At 63.6% G+C, this 21994-nt stretch carries 17 protein-coding genes and 1 pseudogene; 12 read left to right on the top strand and 6 right to left on the bottom strand.

Annotated elements, in window-relative coordinates; translation table 11 throughout:
• Window positions 1–105: 105 nt before the first annotated feature.
• Together E3T41_RS09100 and E3T41_RS09105 are read right to left on the bottom strand one after the other, a co-directional pair.
• Window positions 106–500, bottom strand: a pseudogene (locus tag E3T41_RS09100) (sugar phosphate isomerase/epimerase family protein); the annotation flags it as partial.
• 315 nt (window positions 501–815) lie between these two features.
• Window positions 816–1961 (bottom strand): ROK family protein, encoded by a 1146-nt coding sequence (locus E3T41_RS09105; RefSeq protein ID WP_134478201.1) that lies wholly within the window; start codon window positions 1959–1961, stop codon window positions 816–818.
• Between the two features lie 149 nt (window positions 1962–2110).
• On the opposite strand from E3T41_RS09105, the gene E3T41_RS09110 reads away from it, so the two are divergent.
• From E3T41_RS09110 to E3T41_RS09145, 8 genes are all read left to right on the top strand, one after another.
• On the top strand, window positions 2111–2947 hold the full coding sequence (locus E3T41_RS09110; RefSeq protein WP_241991107.1) for a sugar phosphate isomerase/epimerase: 837 nt from the start codon (window positions 2111–2113) through the stop codon (window positions 2945–2947).
• A 40-nt stretch (window positions 2948–2987) separates the two neighbouring features.
• The gene (locus tag E3T41_RS09115; RefSeq protein WP_092448302.1) at window positions 2988–4148 is read left to right on the top strand and encodes a substrate-binding domain-containing protein; all 1161 of its coding nucleotides are present in this window, start codon (window positions 2988–2990) and stop codon (window positions 4146–4148) included.
• Window positions 4149–4257: 109 nt separating this feature from the next.
• Window positions 4258–5448 carry a Gfo/Idh/MocA family protein gene (locus tag E3T41_RS09120; RefSeq protein ID WP_092448301.1) on the top strand — a complete coding sequence of 397 codons (1191 nt, stop codon included), beginning with the start codon at window positions 4258–4260 and terminating at the stop codon, window positions 5446–5448.
• Window positions 5441–6961 carry a sugar ABC transporter ATP-binding protein gene (locus E3T41_RS09125; protein ID WP_198416403.1) on the top strand — a complete coding sequence of 507 codons (1521 nt, stop codon included), beginning with the start codon at window positions 5441–5443 and terminating at the stop codon, window positions 6959–6961. Before E3T41_RS09120 ends, E3T41_RS09125 begins: the two co-directional genes overlap by 8 nt.
• Entirely contained in the window at window positions 6958–7929 is a 972-nt protein-coding gene (locus E3T41_RS09130; RefSeq protein ID WP_092448299.1) for an ABC transporter permease, read from the top strand. Before E3T41_RS09125 ends, E3T41_RS09130 begins: the two co-directional genes overlap by 4 nt.
• Entirely contained in the window at window positions 7926–9038 is a 1113-nt protein-coding gene (locus E3T41_RS09135) for a Gfo/Idh/MocA family protein (RefSeq protein WP_134478205.1), read from the top strand. The genes E3T41_RS09130 and E3T41_RS09135 overlap by 4 nt, the downstream gene beginning before the upstream one ends.
• Window positions 9035–10048, top strand: coding sequence for a sugar phosphate isomerase/epimerase (locus E3T41_RS09140; RefSeq protein ID WP_092448297.1), 1014 nt, complete (start codon window positions 9035–9037; stop codon window positions 10046–10048). The genes E3T41_RS09135 and E3T41_RS09140 overlap by 4 nt, the downstream gene beginning before the upstream one ends.
• A complete protein-coding gene (locus E3T41_RS09145; RefSeq protein WP_134478207.1) occupies window positions 10045–10413 on the top strand; it encodes a putative quinol monooxygenase in 369 nt (122 codons plus the stop codon). The genes E3T41_RS09140 and E3T41_RS09145 overlap by 4 nt, the downstream gene beginning before the upstream one ends.
• Before the next feature lie 418 nt (window positions 10414–10831).
• Here E3T41_RS09145 and E3T41_RS09150 read toward each other — a convergent pair whose 3' ends face one another.
• The 4 genes from E3T41_RS09150 to E3T41_RS09165 form a co-directional block, all read right to left on the bottom strand.
• A complete protein-coding gene (locus tag E3T41_RS09150; RefSeq protein WP_134478209.1) occupies window positions 10832–12307 on the bottom strand; it encodes a xylulokinase in 1476 nt (491 codons plus the stop codon).
• Between the two features lie 245 nt (window positions 12308–12552).
• Window positions 12553–13749: a xylose isomerase gene (xylA, locus tag E3T41_RS09155; RefSeq protein WP_134478211.1), complete on the bottom strand. Its 1197-nt coding sequence runs from the start codon at window positions 13747–13749 to the stop codon at window positions 12553–12555.
• A gap of 740 nt (window positions 13750–14489) precedes the next feature.
• Window positions 14490–15335: an NAD(P)-dependent oxidoreductase gene (locus tag E3T41_RS09160; protein WP_134478213.1), complete on the bottom strand. Its 846-nt coding sequence runs from the start codon at window positions 15333–15335 to the stop codon at window positions 14490–14492.
• Window positions 15336–15371: 36 nt separating this feature from the next.
• On the bottom strand, window positions 15372–16376 hold the full coding sequence (locus tag E3T41_RS09165; RefSeq protein WP_134478215.1) for an aldo/keto reductase family protein: 1005 nt from the start codon (window positions 16374–16376) through the stop codon (window positions 15372–15374).
• A gap of 138 nt (window positions 16377–16514) precedes the next feature.
• On the opposite strand from E3T41_RS09165, the gene E3T41_RS09170 reads away from it, so the two are divergent.
• The 4 genes from E3T41_RS09170 to E3T41_RS09185 all read left to right on the top strand — a co-directional run bounded on the left by E3T41_RS09170 (window position 16515) and on the right by E3T41_RS09185 (window position 21994).
• The gene (locus E3T41_RS09170) at window positions 16515–17747 is read left to right on the top strand and encodes an ROK family transcriptional regulator (protein WP_092448461.1); all 1233 of its coding nucleotides are present in this window, start codon (window positions 16515–16517) and stop codon (window positions 17745–17747) included.
• Window positions 17748–17769: 22 nt separating this feature from the next.
• A complete protein-coding gene (locus E3T41_RS09175) occupies window positions 17770–19047 on the top strand; it encodes a multidrug effflux MFS transporter (protein WP_241980671.1) in 1278 nt (425 codons plus the stop codon).
• Window positions 19048–19146: 99 nt separating this feature from the next.
• Window positions 19147–20847, top strand: a complete 1701-nt coding sequence (locus E3T41_RS09180) for an HNH endonuclease signature motif containing protein (RefSeq protein WP_134478217.1) — start codon at window positions 19147–19149, stop codon at window positions 20845–20847.
• Between the two features lie 433 nt (window positions 20848–21280).
• The gene (locus E3T41_RS09185; RefSeq protein ID WP_092448289.1) at window positions 21281–21994 is read left to right on the top strand and encodes a phosphatase PAP2 family protein; all 714 of its coding nucleotides are present in this window, start codon (window positions 21281–21283) and stop codon (window positions 21992–21994) included.

Consider the following 21994-nt stretch of genomic DNA (forward strand, 5'->3'; position numbering starts at 1 on the left):
TTCGTTTGTAGCTGCTGTTGCCTAAAACGTTAGCGGCCCTGCCTAACGGTCTGGTTCCGGGAGCCTGTGAGGCGACTGTGAGAGCCGAGCTTAACGCGTGGGCACCTACTGGGTGAAGGCCGCATCGAACGAGGTGCTCGGCTGCGCAAAACCGAAGCTCATCAGGAAAGCGAGTGCCTCCGGCGCGCCCTGCAGGCGGTCCATGCGTCTTCGTACTCCACCGAGAGGGGGCCGTCGTAGCCGATCGCGGTCAGCGCACAAAAGCTGTCCTCCCACGGCACATCACCGCGGCCCGTCGAGACGAAATCCCAGCCGCGTCGCGGGTCTCCCCACGGCAGATGAGACGAGAGGATGCCGTTGCGCCCGCCACCCATCCGCATCTTCGTATCCTTGCAATCCACGTGGTAGATGCGGTCCTGGAAGTCGCTGATGAACGCGACCGGATTGATCTGCTGCCACATGAGATGGCTGGGATCCCCTTTCAGGCCGAACGCCGGGCGGTCGCGTTCAGACTCGCGTTCGCGCCGAGGTATCCGGGGAGTAGTGCCTATCCATCGACGAGTTCAGTTTGCCTGGCTTTCACCGCCGAAAACATCGCCAAGACCAACGCGTCCGCCGACATGAAATTTGGGTCGTCCAACGATGTCGAAACGGCTTGACACCTCTGAGAAACAAGCAGCGACGAGATGCCATCTCTGATGGGTAAAACGAGAGTCTTTATGAGTCGTGTTTTACTTGATCAACACCGTATTTTTAGATTTTCCATGCGTCAAAACCCGAACCCGACCGATGGGTGGATGCTCGTGCAACTGCATTCAGTCGAGCTCGGCGATCATCTCATCCACGGCGGCCGCACCCAAGCGCTCGCTGAGCACCATGAGCCCGGCTCCTCGGATGCCCGCATCGGGACCACCCCGAGCGGGCACGATGTTGAGGTGCTGATTGGCTAGGGGAATCGATCGCCGGTACACCACTTCACGCACGCCTGCGATGATCTCCTGCACGTTTATACCCAGCTGTCCCCCAATGACGACGACAGACGGGTTCAGGACGCTGACGCACATCGCCGTGACCTCGCCGATCGCTCGCCCCGCCGCGCGCGCAGCGGCAATCGCTGTGGGGTCGCCCATTCTGATGCGGCCGGTGACGTCACCGGGCCCGATAATCGCGACCCCATCCCGACTCAGGTACGCCGCTATTGCCGGGGCGCTGGCCGTCGCCTCAAGGTCACGATCGTTGGCCGTTCCGGGCACCAGTACATGTCCAATGTCGCCTGCTGAGCCCCGGGAACCTCGCTGCAGTACTCCGCCCAGGATGATGCCCGCGCCAATTCCCGTGGACACCTTAATGAAGACCAAATCGTCGACCGCGGGCCACTGGGTCGCTTGCTCGCCGAGTGCGAGCAGGTTCACGTCGTTGTCGACCAGGACCGTGGCCATCAGGCGCTGGCGCACAAAAGCGGGGATGTCAAAGCCGTCCCAGCCCGGCATGATCGGGGGGCGGATGGGCCGGCCCGTCGAATGTTCTACGGGGCCTGGCACCCCCACGCCAATCCCCAACAGATCCCGTTGCTGATGACCACTAGCGACGAGTAGGCGCTCCGCGGTGTCGACGGCCCATGTGAGAATCTCGGTCGGTCCGTCGGCGATGTCAAGCACCCGGCTCTCCTGATAAAGCACGCGGCCGGAAAGGTCGAGAACGCCCACCGCACCGCGGGTAGCGCCAAGGTCGATTCCTATGCAGACCCTCGAGGTCTGGTCGAACATCAAGCGCGCGGCGGGGCGCCCGCCTGACGATGATGCCAGGCCTTTCGGAGCCACCAAGCCGATCGCCGTGAGCCCAGCCAGCCTGTTCACCACGCTGGTTCTCGCCAACCCGGTCTCGTCGACAAGCTCGGATCGCGTTCGCGGTCGGCCGTCGCGGAACAGCTGAAAGAGGTCGCCGGCACCGGATGAAAACATAGTCTCGTATCCCAAATCATGAAAAGACCAATGAGTAAAAAGAACACTACCGGACCGAACGAGTGCCCAAAAAAACTGTCTATTGACATTTTAATGTCATAAGTGCTACTTTCAACCCAGCAAGGACAAACTACAAGGAGGTAGAAGTGATGAAGTTCGCCTACGAGGCCAACGCGTGGGGCGGCGTGGTCGGTACGCCCGGCGCAGTGACTGATCTGGGATCGGGTTTCTATGTGACGCCGGGAGACGTGCATCAAACCGTCCAGGCGATCGCTGCAGCCGGCTACTCCGGAATCGAGTTGTTCGACGGCAACCTCCTTCCCTTCGAAGAATCGATCGACGACTTCGTATCTATCGTGCAAGCCAATGGCCTTGAAATCGCTGGCGTCTACACTGGTGGACACTTTATCTACCCTGATGCCCAGGAAGACGAGCTCGTCCGCTTCGATCGTTCGATTCGACTAGCCGCGTTCGCGGGTGCGCGCCACTATGTAGTCGGCGGCGGCGCAGTGCGGTCCACCGGCCCTAGGGCGCAGGACTATGAGGTAGCTGGTGCCTTCCTGGATATTATCGCCGAGCGCGCTCGCGCGGCCGGCCTCATTCCCAGCTATCACCCTCACCTCGGAAGCATCGCCCAAGCACCGGACCAAATCGACGCTCTCTTCGGCGCCACCTCCATCGGTCTTTGTGCCGACGTTGCGCACATCGCCGCAGGCGGCGGTGATCCCGTAGCCGTAATCCAGAAGTACAGCGACCGTCTGGCGTACGTGCACCTGAAAGACCTCGATCAGAAGACCAACGCCTTCCTGCCGCTGGGCGCGGGCGACCTGGACCTCACCGCCATCTTTGCTGCGGTCATCGACGCGGGCTATCAAGACTGGATCACCGTTGAGCTCGACGGATACGAGGGTGACAACGATGAAGCTGCCAGGAAAAGTCTTACATTTCTGCAGAACCTAACGCTTACCGACCCCGCACGATCCTAAGCACGACCAAGTAGTTACTCATAGCAAAGGAGCATGGAGAATGAAAGTTTCAACAACGCTTGTCGCCGCAGTTGCGGCCGCGGGTCTATTCGCGTTGACGGGGTGCACCCCGTCTGCGCAATCCACCGCAACCGAGGTTGCACCCGAGGTCACCGCTCAGATTGATGCGGCCCTCGCGGACATCACCGGCAAGGTTTTCAGCATCGGCCCCAACGGCGAAGAGCCCGCCTCGGTCGACACCACGACTGTAACCGACGAGCAGGCAACCGAGATCGCGGGTATGGGCCTCACCGCCGCGATTGTGATGCACTACGGTGGAAACGACTGGGCGAACGCCCAAATCGCCGGCCTGAACGCGGAATTCGACCGTCTCGGCATCGAAGTCATCGCAACCACGGATGCTAACTTCAACCCGGCCACGCAAGTCGCCAACATCGAGACGGTTCTGGCGCAGGACCCCGATATCATCGTGTCCATTCCCACCGATCCTGTGGCAACGGCTAGTGCCTACCGCAAGGCCAGTGAACAGGGCGTCAAACTAGTTTTTATGGACAATGTGCCCCAGGGCTTCGTCGCCGGTGAAGATTATGTCTCGATGGTGTCAGCCGACAACTACGGTAACGGGGTCACCTCGGCATACCTCCTCGCCCGCTCCCTCGGTGGCCAAGGAACGATCGGCGTGATCTATCACGAGGCCGACTTCTTCGTCACCCAGCAGCGATACGCTGGCTTCACGAAAACGATCACCGACGAGTTCCCCGATATTGAAATCATTCAGGAGCAAGGAATCGCCGGGCCTGACTTCGCCGGCGATGCCCAAGGCGTGGCCAACGCCATGCTCACCAAAAACCCCGACCTCGACGGTATTTGGGCTGTTTGGGACGTGCCAGCGGAGGGCGTGATGGCCGCTGCCCGAGAGACCGGTCGCACCGACATCAAGATCGCCACCGAAGACCTCGGCACGAACGTGGCGATCGCTCTGGCGAAGAATCAGATGATCGTTGGCCTCGGAGCCCAGCTTCCCTATGACCAGGGAATCGCCGAGGCCGACCTCGCCGCGCTCAGTATGCTCGGTCTGGAGGTTCCGGCCTACGTCGCGCTGAGCTCGCTGCCCGTCGACCACAAGAACGTTCTTGAGGCTTGGGAGACCGTTTACCACTCGGCTCCGCCGGCTGCCATCAAGGATGCCTACGTCGACTAATAACCGATGATCGACTCGTGGGGCGGCCGAAAACGGTCGCCCCACGAGAACTTTTGAAAATTGATGATCAACAGAACTGTCGAGCCCCGGTGGCTCAGGAAAGGTAGTCATGCAAGAGATTAATATCGCCATGATTGGTGGCGGATTTATGGGTAAAGCCCATTCCCTCGCCTACGCGGCGATGCCCATGTTCTTCTGGCCGTCTCCGGCGCGCCCAATCAAGAAGATCATCGTCGATGTGACCGACGATCTTGCTCGCACTGCCGCCGAGCGGTACTCGTGGGACGGTTATTCGTCATCGTGGCGCGACGTCGTCAACGATCCCGGGATCGATGTAATCGATATCGCCACCCCGAATAATCTGCACGCCGAGATCGCAATCGCCGCTGCCGAGGCCGGCAAACACATCATTTGTGAAAAGCCTCTGGCCCCGACGGCCGGCGAAGCCCGCCGCATGTACGAGGCGGCCCAGAAGGCCGGCGTTGTTACAGCAGTTGCCTTCAACTACCGCCGCACCCCGGCTGTAGCGCTCGCTAAGAAGTACATCGACGAGGGCGCTATTGGCACCATTCTGAACTTTCGCGGTACCTATTTGCAGGATTGGAGCGCAGATCCGAACTCGCCGCTCAGCTGGCGTTTCCAGAAAGACATCGCCGGCTCGGGCGCCGTGGGTGACATCGGCTCGCACGTGGTTGACTTGGCCCGCTATCTGGTCGGCGAGATTTCCGAAGTTACCTCGCTGGTCTCGAACTTTATCCCCGACCGTCCGCTCCAGTCTGGTGGTTTTGACGCCCTCGGCGGTTCCTCCACGTCTGACGGCCCGCGTGGCGCGGTCGACGTCGACGACGAGGCAATGTCGTTGATCAAGTTTCGCAATGGCGCGGTCGGCTCCCTTGAGGCAACGCGCAACGCCTGGGGCCGCAACAACTACATCACCTTCGAAATTCATGGAACCGAAGGCTCTATTTTCTTCAATTACGAGAACCGTGACGAGCTCCAGGTAGCGTTCAAGAATGACCGCGCCGATCGTCGAGGCTTTCGCACGGTATATACCGGCCCGAACACGCCATATGGTGAGTCGCTCTGGCCTATCCCTGCGCTGGGTATCGGTTACAGCGAAACGAAGATCATCGAAGCCCACGACTTCCTCAAGGCAGTCGCTGAAGGTGGAACTGTCGAACCCAACTTCGCCGACGGCTACCAAGCCGCGCTCGTCGACGACGCCATTCTTGAATCCGGCCGAACCGGTGAGTGGGTGCGGGTTCCGGATGTGACCGACCCGAACGCCACCGATGTCTGAGACTGCTGGCGCCCCTCCAGCGGTAAGAATGCGAGGCATCGTCAAGAGCTTCGGCCCGGTCGAAGTCCTGAAATCCGTTGACATGGACATCGTGGCCGGTGAGGTGCACGCTCTCGCCGGAGAGAACGGCGCGGGCAAGTCCACCCTAATGAAGGTCCTGCAAGGCGTTCATCCGATTACCTCTGGCACTATCGAGGTCGGGGGACAGCCGGTCGTCATCCGAACCACCGCCGATGCCGAGCGGGCCGGCATCGGCATGGTCTTTCAGGAATTCAGCCTCATCCCCTCGATGACGGTAGCGCAGAACATCTTTCTCAACCGCGAGATCCGCGGTAAAGCCGGACTGGTTGATGACCGTATGGCGGAGAAGGCGGCGCGCGAAATCTTTGACGGTTTGGGTGTAAAGATCGACCCCAAGGCGCGGGTGGAGACGCTGGGCACCGCGTACTGGCAGCTGGTGGAGATCGCTAAGGCTTTGGCCAAGAATGCCAGCGTCCTGGTAATGGACGAACCCACGGCCAGTCTCGCCAAACACGAGGTTGAGAACCTCTTCGAACTTATCGACAAGCTCAAGACCCGTGGCATCGCCATCGTCTATATCTCCCATCGGATGGACGAGATCCGCAGGGTCGCCGACCGCATCACGGTTTTGCGGGACGGCCGCGTCGTGCTCGCAGCCGGCGTCGCGCAACTGACCGCAGCCGAGATCATCGAAGCGATCATCGGCCGGAGGCTCGCCTCTGACCTGGTATATCGCGACCGACACCTGCTGGCCGATGCTCCCATTGTGCTCGAAGCCACCGACATTGGGAGCAGTCGCGTACTCAAATCAGTCAGCCTCACGATCCGTGCTGGAGAGATCGTCGGTCTCGCCGGGCTGATGGGCAGCGGACGCACCGAGTTCGCTCGCGTGGTCGCCGGAATGGACCGTCCGACTCAAGGAACGCTGAGTATCGATGGCACACTCGTTCGCTTTAGTACCCCGATGGCGGCTCAGCAGGCGGGTATCGCGCTCATTCCTGAGGACCGTCGCGAACAGGGGCTGGTGCTTGAGCACTCCGTCTCGGAGAATCTCGCCCTTCCCGTGCTTGACCGCGTGAAGTCAGGCGTCTTCCTTTCCATGACCAAGTTGCGCGAGCTGACCAATCAGCTCGTCAACCGCTTCGACGTCAAGGTCGCCGACCCCTATGCGCCGGTCAGTCTGCTGTCAGGCGGCAACCAGCAGAAGGTAGTCGTGGCGAAGTGGATCAACACAGGCCCTCGCATATTAGTGATGGACGAGCCTACCTCCGGTGTCGACATTGGCACGAAGACGGAAATCCTCGACATCGTGCGTGAATTTGCATCGCAGGGCAATGCGGTGCTGTTCATCTCATCCGAATTACCAGAACTCCTCGCGGTCGCCGACCGCATCGTCGTGTTCCGCGACGGACGCTCCGACCGCGAACTCGACCGCGACGACGTCGCGAGCGAGGAACAGCTTCAACTCATAATCCAAGGAGAGGCAGCATGAGCAGCCCCACAACGGCCACCAGGCCATCCCTCATCTCCCAAGCTGTTAGTCGGTTCGACTGGCGTAGCAACGTTATTTACATCGCGTTCGTGGTCGTGTTCATCCTGTTCGCCATCTTCCTTAGCAACGACGGATTCCTCTCCGCCAACAACATGCTGAACATCGTGCGGCAGACGGCAACAATTTCGATAATGGCTGTCGCAATGACCTTCGTGATCGCCACTGCCGAAATCGACCTCAGCGTCGGCTCGATCGCCGGTCTCGCCTCCGTCGTCACCGCCATGGCGACGACCCAGTGGGGGCTCGTTCCCGGCATCGTCGCGGGACTACTCTCCGGGGCCATTATCGGCGCGATCAACGGCGGACTCGTTGCCTTGCTGAAGGTCCCGTCCTTCCTCGTTACGCTTGGGATGCTCGGCCTCGCGGCCGGGCTCGCGCAGTGGATCACCGCCTCGGCACCCCAGCCCATCAGCGACACCTTGTATGTGCAGATCTTCGGCGGCGGTGATTTCGGCCCTGTACCCGGGCTCCTCGTCTGGACGGTCGTGGCCGTGGCGGTCGGATGGATTGCAATGAACCGAACAAGTTTCGGACGCCGTGTGTTGGCGACCGGCGGTAATCCCACCGCAGCCGCGTACACCGGAATCCGCACCGCACGGATTAAATTCACCGTACTGCTTCTTTCAGGTATCGCCGCTGCTATCGCAGGGATGCTTTACGCGGGCCGGCTCGAATCAGGCCGCTTCCAATGGGGCCAAGGTGACGAGCTCACAGTCATCGCCGCAGTAATTCTCGGCGGTACAAGCCTTTTCGGAGGCCGGGGGGCGATCATCGGTACGCTCGTCGGGTCGCTCTTCATGGGTCTCATTAACAACGGCCTCATCCTCGCCGGGCTCGACGTCGCCCAACAGTCGGTCGTGCGTGGCGCGATCATCATCGCAGCGGTCGCCTTATCGAGGAAAAAGTGACGACCCGACCGCTCCGGAGCGGCATTATCGGAACCGGCTTTATGGGACGGGTGCACACACACGCTGTGCGTTCAGTAGGCGGCGTCGTCGTCGCCTACGCCGGCCGCGATGCCGACCGAACACGACTAGCCGCTGACGAAGAGAACGTGCCGCTGGCTCTCACACCAGAAGAGTTGATCGCCCATCCGGATGTCGATCTGGTACACATCTGCACTCCAAACGCGCAGCACGTTCCACTAGCCCTGGCCGCAATTGCCTCGGGCAAACACGTCATCTGTGAGAAACCACTAGCCCTCACCGCCGACGACGCCCTACGGCTCCAGCGCGCCGCCGATGATGCCGGAGTCGTAAACGCCGTGCCCTTCGTCTACCGCTTCTATCCGACGGTTCGCGAAGCAAAGGCCCGAATCGCCGATTCTGGCGAACGCATCTGGCTCGCGCACGGTCACTACCTACAAGACTGGCTCTCCGATCAGTCGAGCTACAACTGGCGGGTGATGGACGCGGGATCCCGTGCCTTCGCCGACATCGGTGTGCACTGGTGCGACCTTTTCGAGTTCACTACCGGTCACCGCATACAAAAATTGCTCGCGCAGAGCTCGCGGCTACATGACACTCGCCTGTCCGAGGCGGGCGAGGTCGCCGTCGCCACAGAAGACGGAGTGACCATGATGTTCCATACAGATCACGGCGCCACAGGCTCTGTCGTAATCTCCCAAGCCAGCCCCGGACGTAAAAATCAGCTGTGGATGTCGCTCGATGGCGAACACCGCTCCTATGCCTTCGACCAAGAAAATCCAAACGGTCTGTGGATCGGGTCGACCTCAGGAATCTCAATCATTCCGAAGGGCCTTGAGACGGTGAACCACGCTGCCACCGCGCCCTACGTCACAGTGCCCTCCGGGCATCCGCAGGGCTATCAAGATTGCTTCGGTCTATTCATGAAGGATGTGCATTCCGTGATCGAGGGCAAAGTCGTCCATGGACTTCCCACCTTTGCCGATGGAGTGCGTGCCGCCCAGCTGACGAATGCAGTCATCGAGTCATCGAAATCGGGTAATTGGGTCGAGGTCGTACCAACTCGTCAGTCGACCTCGAGGGCGGCATGAGCCAGCCGACGCACCCCGTCACCTTGTTCACGGGCCAATGGGCAGACCTCCCCTTCGAAGAGGTAGCGCGCCTGGCCGCCTCGTGGGGCTATGACGGTCTTGAGATCGCCGCGTCGGGCGACCACCTCGACCTACAACGAGCCGATGAAGATGCCGCGTACCTCGCATCCCGGCTCGAGATTTTAGACCGCCACGGCCTGAAGGTCTTTGCCATCTCGAACCACCTCGCAGGGCAGGCCGTCTGCGATGCTCCCATCGACTTTCGCCATCAGGCGATCCTGCGCCCCTATGTGTGGGGAGACGGAGAGGCTGAAGGTGTGCGGCAGCGGGCAGCCGAGGACATGAAACGTGCCGCGCGCGTCGCGCGCAAGCTCGGGGTAGACACGGTTGTGGGATTTACTGGTTCATCGATCTGGCCGTACGTTGCCATGTTCCCGCCAGTGCCGCCGTCGGTCATTGAGGCCGGCTACGATGACTTCGCCGCACGATGGAATCCAATCCTCGACATCTTCGACGACGAGGGCGTTCGATTCGCGCACGAAGTACATCCCGGTGAGATCGCCTACGACTACTGGACAAGCGTGCGCACTCTTGAGGCGATCGGCCATCGCCCGGCGTTCGGCTTCAACTGGGATCCGAGTCACATGATGTGGCAAAACATCGATCCTGTCGGATTCATCTGGGACTTTCAAGACCGGATTTACCACGTGGACTGCAAGGACACCCGACTGCGCCCAACCAACGGCCGTGCCGGCGTTCTGGGTTCCCACCTCGCGTGGGGCGACCCACGACGCGGCTGGGATTTCGTATCGACAGGACACGGCGATGTGCCATGGGAAGACGCATTCCGAGCCCTGGAGGCGATCGGCTACAGCGGACCCATCTCGATCGAGTGGGAGGATGCAGGAATGGACCGGCTCCACGGTGCGGCTGAGGCAATCGAGTTCGTTCGTTCTAAGCTGTGGACACGGCCGACCGACTCATTCGACGCGGCGTTCACAAACCAATGACGACGCCAGCGGAGTCGGCGTTCGTTGTTTTTGCTCAAATTCGGGTGTGTGAAGCGAAGCTCGAACGGTTTCTCACGCATCTTCTAAGGCTTGCCGAGCGGTCCCTCGCCGATGAGACCGGCTGTTTGCAGTACGACGTAATCGAACTCGATCGCGCGACCCGGCTGTTTGGCGTCTACGAGGTCTACCGTGACGCCGAGGCCTATAACGTACACCGGACATCCGTTCACTTCCACGAGTGGGAGGTTGTGGCCGAAGGCGTTATAGAAGAGAGTGGCCTCGATGTGCAAACCGGTCGGCTGGTGCGCACAAGCTCCGCCCGGACCGGTGCCCCGTGTCGGAAGTCCCCTGTGGAAGTCGTTTAAGGGATTCGAGGATTTGATCTGCGGGTTCTGGTCCAGATGCATGGTTTGGGGGGCGTCGTTCCACGCTTTCACTCAGTTACTGTATCGGCCTTGAGCGCTCGGGAGCTGCGGTGATCTGAACGTCAGAGGAGGTCTACGCATCGTGGTGTCCAGCGACATGGACGCGGTCGGGTGCTCGAGGACGCCAGGAGGGTCATCCAGCACATACTCGCACCTGATGCGATCGTCCGGCGCCTGAGCGAGCTGGCTCGATCCCCTCCAGAAATCGGCGACCGGCATCCGAGCAGGGCGAGGCACCGCTCATACGTGCGCCGGGGAGTGGATGCGCGCTGGCTGGGGGAAATTGAGCAGTTGAAACGGTCGTCGTTGCGCACCGGCTATTCAGTGGTCGGCGCCTACGGTCCCGCTTGAGGAGCGTTCAGAGGAATGAGGCCGCGGCGTGCGCGGCGTACTGCGCGCGAATGACCGTCTGAAAGTCGGGCGCCGGCTCGGCCGCAATGGCCGCAGCCCAGGTCGGCCGGGTGCCGGTCAGAGCCCAGGCCGCCTGCACTGCCCCGCCGTCGGCGACATACTCGCCCGGCGCCGGTACCACGACCGGAGCGGCGAACACCTGGGCGGCGATGGCGCGCACGGCCGGGTTCTGCGCCGCCCCGCCGATCAGCAGAATGCGCCCGACGGCAACGCCCAGCGCCTGCACGGCGTCGAGGCCGTCGGCCAGTCCGCACAACATGCCCTCGATCGCGGCGCGTGCCAGGTTCGGCCGGGTCGTTGACGCGAGAGTCATTCCGAAAACGGATGCCGTCGCCTCCGGCAGGTTCGGCGTGCGTTCCCCGGCGAAGTAAGGCTGCAGCACGAGGCCGCCTGCTCCCGGCTCGGCTTCGAGGGCGAGGCGCCCCAACTCGTCGTAGTCGACGCCGAGCAGCGCTGCGATGGAGTCGAGAACGCGGGCGGCATTGAGGGTCGCGACCAGGGGCAGGAAGTCTGCGGAAGCGGAGGCGAACCCGGCGACCGAGCCGGAGGCATCCGTTGTGGGCTGATCAGTGACGGCGAACACGGTGCCGCTCGTGCCGATCGAGACGATGACATCGCCGGCGCTCGCGCCGAGGCCGAGGGCGGCACCCGCATTGTCGCCGGCACCCGCGGCAACCACGATGCCCGCTGGGAGCCAGGCGTGGTTGCTGCTGTCGACGAGTCGCGCGGTAACGCCGGCCTGGTCGGCGGCATCCAGCACGCGGGGGAGCACGGCGGCGTGGCCGAGGGCGAGTTCGAACAGGTCAAGGTCGTAGTCGCCGGTGCTCGGCGACCAATACGCTGTGCCGCTCGCGTCGGAACGGTCGGTGGTGAGCTCGGTCAGCACGGGGCCGAGGGGATTTTCGGCGGCCGGGCCATCGGCGACGACGGATATCGCGGCCGGGCCGAAGCCGCGCAGACGCCAGGTGAGCCAGTCGTGCGGCAGGGCTACGGCGGCGACCCGGGCCGCGTTGGCCGGTTCGGCGTCCTGCAACCAGCGGAGTTTGGTCGCGGTGAAGGACGCGACCGGAACGACTCCGGTGCGGGCGGCGTACTCGGCGGCGCCTACTTCGCGCAGCAGGTCGAGGGCGGCCGGGGCGCTGCGGGTGTCATTCCAGAGCAGCGCCGGGCGAATGACTTCGCCGTCGATGTCGAGCACGACCATGCCGTGCTGCTGCGCCCCGATCGAGATGGCGGCGACGTCGTCGAGCCCGCCGGCGTCAGCGACGGCCTCCTGCAGGGCGTCCCACCAGGCGGCGGGGTCGACCTCGGTGCCTTCGGGGTGGCTGGCCCGACCGGACCGCACCAGCGCTCCGGTATCGGCGTCACGAATGACGACCTTGCAACTCTGTGTCGACGAATCGACTCCGGCAACCAGTGTCATGACATGTCCGTTCGTAGGTCAGGTGCGCATAACTCCTGCAATCTGTGCGGCCGCCCAGTGACTTTGGCGTAAAGACGTGGGTGTCGGTGCGGGCGGCAGATAATTTGCAGGAGTTATGCGCGGTGGTGGGTGGCTAAATCAGGAAACCGGGGGTGCTGGTTGGCACCCGACCTCGATTTTACGGGGCACATAGTGGCGATGGCGGCCGACCCCCTGAATTAGCCCCCGCCGGGCAGGGGCAGGGGCTAGCGGGCGCCGAGCAGGTGTTCGAGGGCGAGCTGCTGCAGGTGCACGAAGCCGAAGCCCTTGCCGCCGAAGTACGCGTCGGTGTCGAAGTCTTCGTAGGAGCCGCGGTCGGCCAGCAGGTCGTCGTAGCTCTCGCCGGCGGCGAGGGTGTTGTTCGACAGGTCAGGCACCTTCGACGCGGCGAGGGCCGCCTGCACCTCGGGGTCGGCGCGGAAGGCGGCGGCGCGCTGTTTGAGCAGCAGGTAGGTGCGCATGTTGGCGGCGGCCGAGGTCCACACTCCGGCGACGTCTTCCGTGCGTGAAGGCTTGTAGTCGAAGTGGCGGGGCCCGGTGTAGGTCTGGCCACCGTTAGGGCCACCGTTTTCGAGCAGGTCGACGAGGGCGAACGCGTTCTGCAGGTCGCCGTGCCCGAAGACCAGGTCCTGGTCGTACTTGATGCCGCGTTGACCGTTCAGGTCGATGTGGAACAGCTTGCCCTGGTACAGCGCCTGGGCGATGCCGGCAGCGAAGTTGAGGCCGGCCATCTGCTCGTGCCCGACTTCGGGGTTCACGCCGACCATTTCGGGCCGCTCAAGCGTTTCGATGAAGGCCATCGCGTGGCCGACGGTCGGCAGCAGAATATCGCCGCGGGGTTCGTTGGGCTTGGGCTCAATGGCAAAGCGGATGTCGTAGCCCTTGTCGGTGACGTAGTCGCCGAGCATGTTCACAGCTTCGCGGTAGCGGTTGAGCGCCGAACGGATGTCCTTGGCCGAGTCATACTCGGCGCCCTCGCGGCCGCCCCACATGACGAACGTCTGGGCGCCGAGCTCGGCGGCGAGGTCGATATTGCGCAAAACCTTGCGCAGGGCGAACCGGCGCACGGCCCGGTCGTTCGAGGTGAACCCGCCGTCTTTGAACACCGGAGCGCTGAACAGGTTGGTGGTGACCATCGGCACGACCAGGCCGGTGTCGGCGAGGGCCTGCTTGAGGCGGTCGATCTGCAACTGGCGGGCGGCATCCGTTGAACCGAAGTCGAACAGGTCATCATCGTGAAAGGTGAGGCCGTAGGCGCCGAGCTCGGCCAGGTTAGTGACGGCGTCGACCACGTCTAGCTTGGGCCGGGTCGGGCCGCCGAACGGGTCACTGCCGTTGTAACCGACGGTCCACAGGCCGAAGGAGAACTTGTCGTCGCGGGTGGGGGTCAGGCTCACGGTCATGTCACTCTTTCCATTTCAGCTGCATTGATGATTTGTTGATTACTCAAACATATATGAGAAGCGAGCGCAATCGTGCGTGAATTTGCGAAGCCGAGCATCCTCGCCCTGTCGATCGTCTCGGTCAATACACGGGCATGGTGTATAGCAGCGTTTTCACCAATTCAAGAATCTTTTGGAGCAGCGGGAATTGAGTCCTGGACATCGGTCAACCCTGCAATGGGTCGGTTCAGATTCGGGTATTCCGTGCTGTTGCGCAAGTCGCCGCATACAGTCGAGTTCATCGAGGACAGGTCCAAGCGGCGGATGGGGCTGGGCGCGGGTGGATTCGTAGAGTGTGAGGTGGGCCCCGGCCCTCTTGGCTCGGAGCCCCTGGTTGGCCAGTTCCGCAGCGAGCGACTTGGGTGCTGCGTCGTAAGCGAGCTGGAAGGCGCCGGGTGCGTCGTGGTGCATGGCGAACTCCGCGGTGGCCAGGTGCGCCTCTGCCTGGTCGATCATGAGGTCTGAGAGCTCTCGATTTGGTGCCACCCGATCCAGTCGGCGCTCCGCAATCAGGCGATCAACTACGCTCCGTCCTTGTTCCCAACGAACGATCATGAGTTGGTTCCTCCGATCTTCAAATCGACGAGGGGTCGCCTGGAGTGTGCTCACGAAGGGCGAATCCCCCGTTTCCCAATCATTCACAGACAGACGCACTTTATGTGAAAGTAAACACGTCGTTCCTTGTCCACGGGTTCAACGCGCTACACGTGATCCCGCCAGCTGTGCTCGGGGGCGAAGCCGAGCATCCGCTTCGCCTTGTCGATCGACAGCAAGGTCTCGTGTTCGCCGACCTCTTTCGTGACGGAAACGTTTGGAAAGACCTCGGCTGCCAGGCTTGCACTCGACCGACTCATCACGGTGTCGGCGGCCGCGATGATGAACGTCTCGAAGCCCGGCTGGGCCTGCTCGAGTGCCCGCAGCACGGCCTGGGCGCCGTCGCGACCGTCGATGTAACCCCAGAGGTTCCACTTGCGCAGGGTGGCGTCGGCGTCGTAGTCGGGGAAGGCCGCGTAGTCGCCTTCGTCCATGACGTTGGAGAAGCGTAACGCGGTGATGCTGAGCAGCGGATCCCAGCGCACGAGCTGAATGGCCATCTGCTCTTCGAGGTGCTTGACCAGCGAATACGTGCTCTCCGGGCGGGCCGGGTACGCCTCATCGACGGGAATGTACGGCGGGTCGATATCGAAGGGCAGACCCAGGGTGGTCTCGCTCGAGGCATACACGATGCGCTTGATGCCCGCCCGCCGCGCGGCCTGGAACACGTTGTAGGTCGCGAGCATATTGTTATGAAAGGTGGCCACGTCGGGCAAAATGCCCGGGGCCAGAATGGCGCCGAGGTGCACGAGCGCGTCGAACCCGTCGGTGCGGTCGTCGATGCCGAACATCACGTCACTCACCTGGCCGTAGTCGGTCAGGTCGATCTGGGTGAATCCGGCGCCGCGCACTCCCGACTGATCGAGGTTGGTGACGGTGTGGCCCTCGCTGGTCAGGCGCGCGACGACGCTGCGTCCGAGCTTGCCACTGCCGCCGGTAACGGCGATTCTCATTAAGTACGCCTTTTTTTAATAGCGGATGCCGCTGGCTTACGCTTCGCGCTGCTCCGGCGAGACGGTCTTGCGCGGGTCGAACTCGGCCAGGTCGCGCACGGCGGCGTCGATTTGTGTGAGCACCTCAGAGTCGAGCTGCACTCCGGCGGCCTTCACATTGTCGGCGACCTGCTCGGGGCGGGAAGCGCCCATGATGGCGGAGGCGACGTTCTTATTCGCGAGCACCCAGGCGAGCGCGAGCTGAGCCATGGTGAGCCCGAGGTCATCGGCGATCGGGCGCAGCTTCTGCACGGCCGTGAGAACCTCGGTGCTCATCCAGCGCTGGATCATATTGGCGCCACCCTTGGCATCCGTTGCCCGGCTGCCTTCAAGGAGCGCCTGCCCCGGCAGATACTTGCCGGTAAGCACGCCCTGCGCAACCGGGGACCAGACGATCTGGGAGACGCCGAGTTCCTCGGCGGCCGGAACCACCTCGGATTCGATCACACGCCAGAGCATCGAATACTGCGGCTGGTTGGAGATGAGCTGAATATTCAGGTCGGTAGCAAGCTTGTGGCCGGCGCGTAGCTGCTCGGCGTTCCACTCGCTCACCCCGATATAGAGGGCCTTGCCCTGGCGCACGACGTCGGCGAAGGCCTGCATGGTCTCTTCGAGCGGGGTCTCCACGTCGTAGCGATGCGCCTGGTAGAGGTCGACGTAGTCGGTCTGCAGCCGGGTTAGTGAGCCGTCGATCGACTCGAGGATGTGCTTGCGGGAGAGTCCGACGTCGTTGTGGCCCTTGGGGCCGGTCGGGCCGAAAACCTTGGTGAAAATCTCGAGAGATTGGCGGCGTTCGCCCTTGAGCGCGTTGCCGAGCACCTGCTCTGCCATGGTGTTGGCGTACACGTCTGCGGTGTCGAAGGAACTGATTCCCGCGTCGAGGGCCGCGCGCACGCACGCCGTCGCGGTGTCGTTTTCGATCTGAGAACCGTGGGTCAGCCAATTGCCGTAGGTGATTTCTGAAACTTTTAATCCGCTGTTGCCGAGATAACGAAACTCCATGACGTCCCTGTCTGGCACCCGTGTCCGTCAGCGCCGTCGATGATTTGTTGACTCTGGCAACGTATCACCCCACGATGTCCATCCGGAGCGGTAACCTGAATTCTGATCGAAAAATGAGAGTCGAGAGCAGTGGACGCCATGCAGGGCACCAACCATGACGATCTGCGTCGCCGCAACCTGTCGATCATTCTGCGCCTGGTGCACCGGAGCGGGGCAGCATCGCGCGCCCAGCTCACCCGACTGACCGGCCTGAACCGGTCGACCATCGGCGCCCTGGTTGCCGAACTCGTCGAGCGCGGGTTGGTTGAGGAACGCACGCCCGACCCGACCAAACTGGCCGGTAGGCCGAGTCCGATCGTCGCGGCGAGCGACCGCGTGGTGGCCCTCGCGGTGAACCCCGAGATCGACGCGATTACCGTGGGAGTGGTCGCTCTGAGCGGCGTCGTGCACCGCCGCATCCGCTTCGCAACGTCGTCGTCGCCGACGGCCGCCGAGGCCGTTGCGATCACCGCCGGCATCATCGACGATCTGCGAAATGACCTGAGCGAATATTCCATAATCGGAATAGGCATTGCTGTGCCCGGTTTGGTGCGTGCGTTCGACGGGCTGGTGCGCCACGCCCCACACCTCGGCTGGGTCGACGAGCCGCTCGGCGACCTCCTCGCGGCGGCAACGGGCCTGCCCGTCGTCGCGGCCAACGACGCGAGCCTCGGCGTCACCGCCGAACGCTACTTTGGTGCCGGGCAGGGTATGACCGACTTGATCTACCTCAACGGCGGATCGAGCGGAATCGGTGGCGGCCTCGTCGTCGGGGGCGTCGCGGCCGGCGGTCGAGCGGGCTACGCCGGAGAATTCGGGCACATCCGGGTCAGCGCGAGCGGGCAGAAAGACTCGGCGGGCATCGCGGGCACCCTCGAAGCGGAGGTGACCCGCGACGCTCTGCTCGAGGTGCTGGGCCTGCGCGCGAGCGAAACGGATGCCGACACCCTCGAACGCGCGCTGCTCGCCTCCGATTCCGCGGCGGTGCACGCCGAGGTCGCCCGGCAGCTCGACTTTCTGGCCGTAGCCCTGGCTGGCGCGGTGAACGTGCTCAACCCGCAGGTGATCGTGCTCGGCGGCTTTCTCGCCGCGCTGCACGCAGCCGACCCCGACCGGCTCAGCCGCGCGGTCGCCGCTCTGTCACTCGGGACAGCGTTCGACGGGGTGCAGATCGCGCCCGCGCTGCTCGGCTCGAATCTGCTGTTGATCGGGGCGGCCGAACTGGCCTTCGAGGCGCTGCTGCTCGACCCGCAGCTGGATCGGGGGAATACTTTCGCGCTCCCCGCGCTTAGCGCAAGGGTGGCCGTGTCGCCCGCCAGCCATCCTCACTAAACCAACCAAGGACATCCGCTACGTGATTACCGCCAGCATCCCCGTCATCAGTGCCGCGCAACTTTCCTCGACTGCCGTGCACCCCGGGGACAAGCTGAGCCGGCGACAGCGCATCGTCTACATTCTCATTCTGGGAGCCCTCACCGCCCTGGGCCCGTTCACGATCGACCTCTATCTGCCGGCCTTCCCGACACTCGAGAGCGAATTCGGTGTCTTGCCGTCGGTCATTCAGCTCACCCTGACTGGAACCATGATCGGTTTCGGGTTCGGGCAGCTCGTTGTGGGTCCGTGGAGCGACAAGGTGGGCCGCCGGCTGCCGCTCATGCTGGCGACCGGCGTGCACATCCTCGCCTGCGTCGGTGCTGCGATGTCGAACGACATTATTGTGCTCGCGGGGTTCCGCGTGCTGCAGGGCTTTGGCGCTGCGGCCGGTGCGGTCGTGGCGATGGCCATGGTGCGCGACCTGTTCGGCGGCAAGCCGCTCGTGCGTATGCTCTCCCGGCTGGCCCTGGTCAGCGGCCTCGCGCCGGTGCTTGCGCCGGTCATCGGTTCGCAGCTTCTGCTCGTGATGAACTGGCGCGGCATCTTTTGGGTGCTCGCCGCCTACGGCGTCATCGTGATTCTGGCCGTCGCGTTCTGGATCGTGGAGACGCTGCCCGAGAGTGAACGCAACGTGAAGGGGCACAACACCCTGGCGCAGCGCTACAAGGCGGTGCTGAGCGACCGCACCTTCGTCGGCGTCGCGATCATCGGGGCGATGACCTTCACCGGGCTGTTCTCCTACCTCTCGGCGTCGCCGTTTCTCTTTCAGGATGTCTACCGGTTCAGTCCGCAGGAATATGGCCTGCTCTTTGCCGTGAACTCGCTCGGTGTCGTCACCGGTGTGCAGTTGAGCTCGCGGCTGATGCACCGATTCAACATTGGGCCGCAGTGGATTTTGTCGGTCTCTACCGTTGTGCTGCTGCTCACCGCCGGGGCGATCGTGCTCCTGGACTTTGCTGGCATGGGACTGTGGGGCACTCTGGTTCCGCTGTGGTTCTTCATCGCCGCCTGCGGCTTCACTTTGCCGAGCGTTCAGGTCATTGCCCTCAACGCGCACGGGCATGAGGCCGGAACCGCGGCGTCGCTGCTTGGCGCGGCGAACTTCGGTGTGGCCGGCCTGATCTCGCCGATTGTGGGACTGCTGGGAGTGGGAACGTCGATACCGATGGCATCCGTTATGGGAGTCGCCGCGGTGGTGTCGCTGCTCTCCCTGTGGCTAATCGTGCGCCCGCGCAGCGTTCCGGCGCTCGAGCGCTGACTTTCTCCGGAGCTTCTCCACAGGAGATAGTTTCGATTCGTTATCCACTGATAATGAGTTTTTCTCGAGGTTTCGGGGGAGCGGTGGGAGAATTGGGGTATGCACAACCTCGCTGATGAGCTTCGCCGGGCGGCCGATCGGGTCGCCGCTCTCGGCGATTGCAGCGCAGCGTTTGATGCTTTGGGTGAGGCCGATGTGCTGGCCGGGCAGCGGTCACTGGCTGAGGCCCGGCGATTGCTCGACGTGTTTGCGGCGTGGATGGCCGGTACGGTCGCGCGCCGGTCCCGGCCCGAGCTGGGAAGCGAGGGTTTGGCTGCGCGGCAGGGGTTCGCGACGCCGGTGGCGATGGTGCAACACGTCAACGGCTCCAGTCGGGGGGAGGCAGAGAAGCTGGTCGCCTCGGGCATTTTGATCGGTGAAACGGATGCTGCCGAAAAGTTGGCCGCGGAAGGCGATGATGACGGTGCGGATGGCATCGGCACGGGTGACGTCGATGCCGGTGGACTGGCGGGCCGGCCGGTAGTGCCGTGGCAGGCGCCGATCGTGCATGCCGTTGCCGCCGGCACCCTCACGGTGGACCAGGCCGACGCGCTGCGCCGAGGTTTGGGCGAGATCGATCTGGCCGTGTCCGCCGATATTTTGCGCGCCGCGCTCACGGAGCTGGTGCCGGAGGTGATCGGGCTCAACGTTGAGCTGATATTCCGCCGGGCGCGCCGGTTGCGGGACCAGCTCGACGAGGCTGGCATTCGGGCTCGGGAGAAGCAGGCCCGCGACGATACCAAGTTCAAGCTGTTTCGCCGCCAGGACGGCATGGTCGTGCTCAGCGGGCTGTTCGCCCCCGAACAGGGCGAGTACTGGCTCAGTGCCTACGACTGTGTCACCAGCCCGCGCCAGCGCGGAGGCGTGCGCTTCGTAGATCCGGAGCAGGAGGCCTGGGCGGACCGGGTACGGAACGACCCGCGTACCGTGGACCAGATCGCCGCGGACTCCTTCACCGCGCTGCTCAAGACCGGCACCGACGCAGACCCCACCAAAATGTATGGCGGACGCCAGCCGGCGGTGCGGATCATCGTCACCCAGGCCGACCTTCAGCGTGCCGGACTCGTGCCGGCCGACGTCGCTGAAGCCCGGGACGAGATCACCGGGCAATCCGGTCAGAGCGAGCAGAGCGGCCTGAGCGAGCAGAGCGGCCTGAGCGGGCAGACCGGGCAGACCGGGCAGACCGGGCAGACCGGGCAGACCGGGCAGACCGGGCAGACCGGGCAGACCGGGCAGAGCGAGCAGGCAGGGCGGAGCGGCCTGAGCGAGCAGACCGGGCAGCGCGGGCGGGTGGGGCATGGATTCCTTGAGGGCAACCCCGCCCCGATCTCCCTCGAAACGGTGCAACGGTTTCTCTGCAACACCGGCCAGCTGCGGCTGTTGGTAGACGAGGCGGGGCATCCGCTGAAATTGGGCCGCACCATGCGAACTTTCAGTGAGGCGCAGCGCGTGGCCATGGGCGTACGTGACGGCGGCTGCATGTTTCCGGGCTGCGACATGCCACCCTCCCGAACGGAGGCGCACCACGCCGACCAGTGGGTGCGCGACACCGGCGCGACCGACATCGACCTGGGACTGTTGCTCTGCGGCCCCTGCCACCGCCGACTTCACCAGGAAGGCTGGCGGGTGATTGGCGAGCCGGGGGAGTTCTGGCTGCAACCACCCGCGAGCATCGACCCGACGCAGACGCTGATTCCGCTGGCCAGTAAGAGCCCGCTCATGCTCGAACTCAAGCGGAAGCAGGACGCCGAAGCCAACTGAATCCAGCAACGCGGATCAGGGACCGCGCCGCGGTGCGAATTGTTGGGTCTGAGCGGGTGTGGACCAGGCTGACGTGACCAGGTTGCCGGGACCAGGCTCTGCGGGCGCACCTTACGGTCGTGGGTCCATGATCTAACCTGGGCCCACGTTCCGGGCCCGGTGCAAGTGCGGGGGCATGCATCGGGGGTACACATTCGGGGAGAGCGGATGGTGCGGGTTCGGCCCGTCGGGGAACGCGCCCAAAATTTGCGGGAGCACGCGGGCGGGGCCCACCTTACGGTCGCGGGCCTATGATCTGACCTCGGCTCACGTTCCGGGCCCGGGCCCGTGCCCGGGCCCGGTGCAGGTGCGGGGGCACACATTCAGGGGAGCGGATGGCGCGGGTCCGGCCCGCCGATGGCCCAACCCGAAGCGGCTGTTCTACGATGGCGGGATGACGAACCCGAAGTCTCCGGAGCGTGCCGCCGACCCCGCAGCGCGCCGCATCTCCCGCCGCTGGCCTGTGATCAGCGGGATAGCTGCCGTCGCATTGGCCGCCCTGCTTGGCCTGGTCGTCGTCGTGCGTGCCAACGGACTCGCCCTCGAGGTCGACACCGAGTGGATGGGCGAGGTGATCGAACACCGCTCTCCGATCTGGGAGGTTCCGTCGCTGTTCATGAACGCCCTCGGTGGCGGTCTGTTCGGCGTGCTGATCGTGCCGATCGTCATCACCGTGGTCGTCGTGTTCATCAAACGTCCGTGGGCGGCCGGCTACTATCTCGTGGCGACCGTGGTCAGTGCCGGCGCTGTGCAAGTCCTGAAGCAGGTCTTTGGCCGGGCCCGGCCAGAAGACATGCTGGTCACGTCCGATTTTGGCTCCTTTCCGTCTGGCCACGTCGCCAATGCGGCGACCATGGCGGTGTGTCTCGCCATCATCTTTCCGCGGTTGTGGGTGGCCCTGGCCGGTGCCGCGTACACGATCGTCATGCTGCTCAGCCGTACCTACCTCGGTGTGCACTGGCTGACCGACACCATCGGCGGGCTATTGATCGGTGCCGGAGTTGCAATTGTGCTGTGGGCTCCGGTCGCCGCGAAGCTCGATGGCGAGCGCGCACTCGCCGCCCGGCTGCGGCTTGAACGAGACCGAAAGAAGGCAGCGCAATCGTGA

The organism is Cryobacterium sp. Hh38, assembly GCF_004403235.1.
GTDB lineage: Bacteria > Actinomycetota > Actinomycetes > Actinomycetales > Microbacteriaceae > Cryobacterium > Cryobacterium levicorallinum.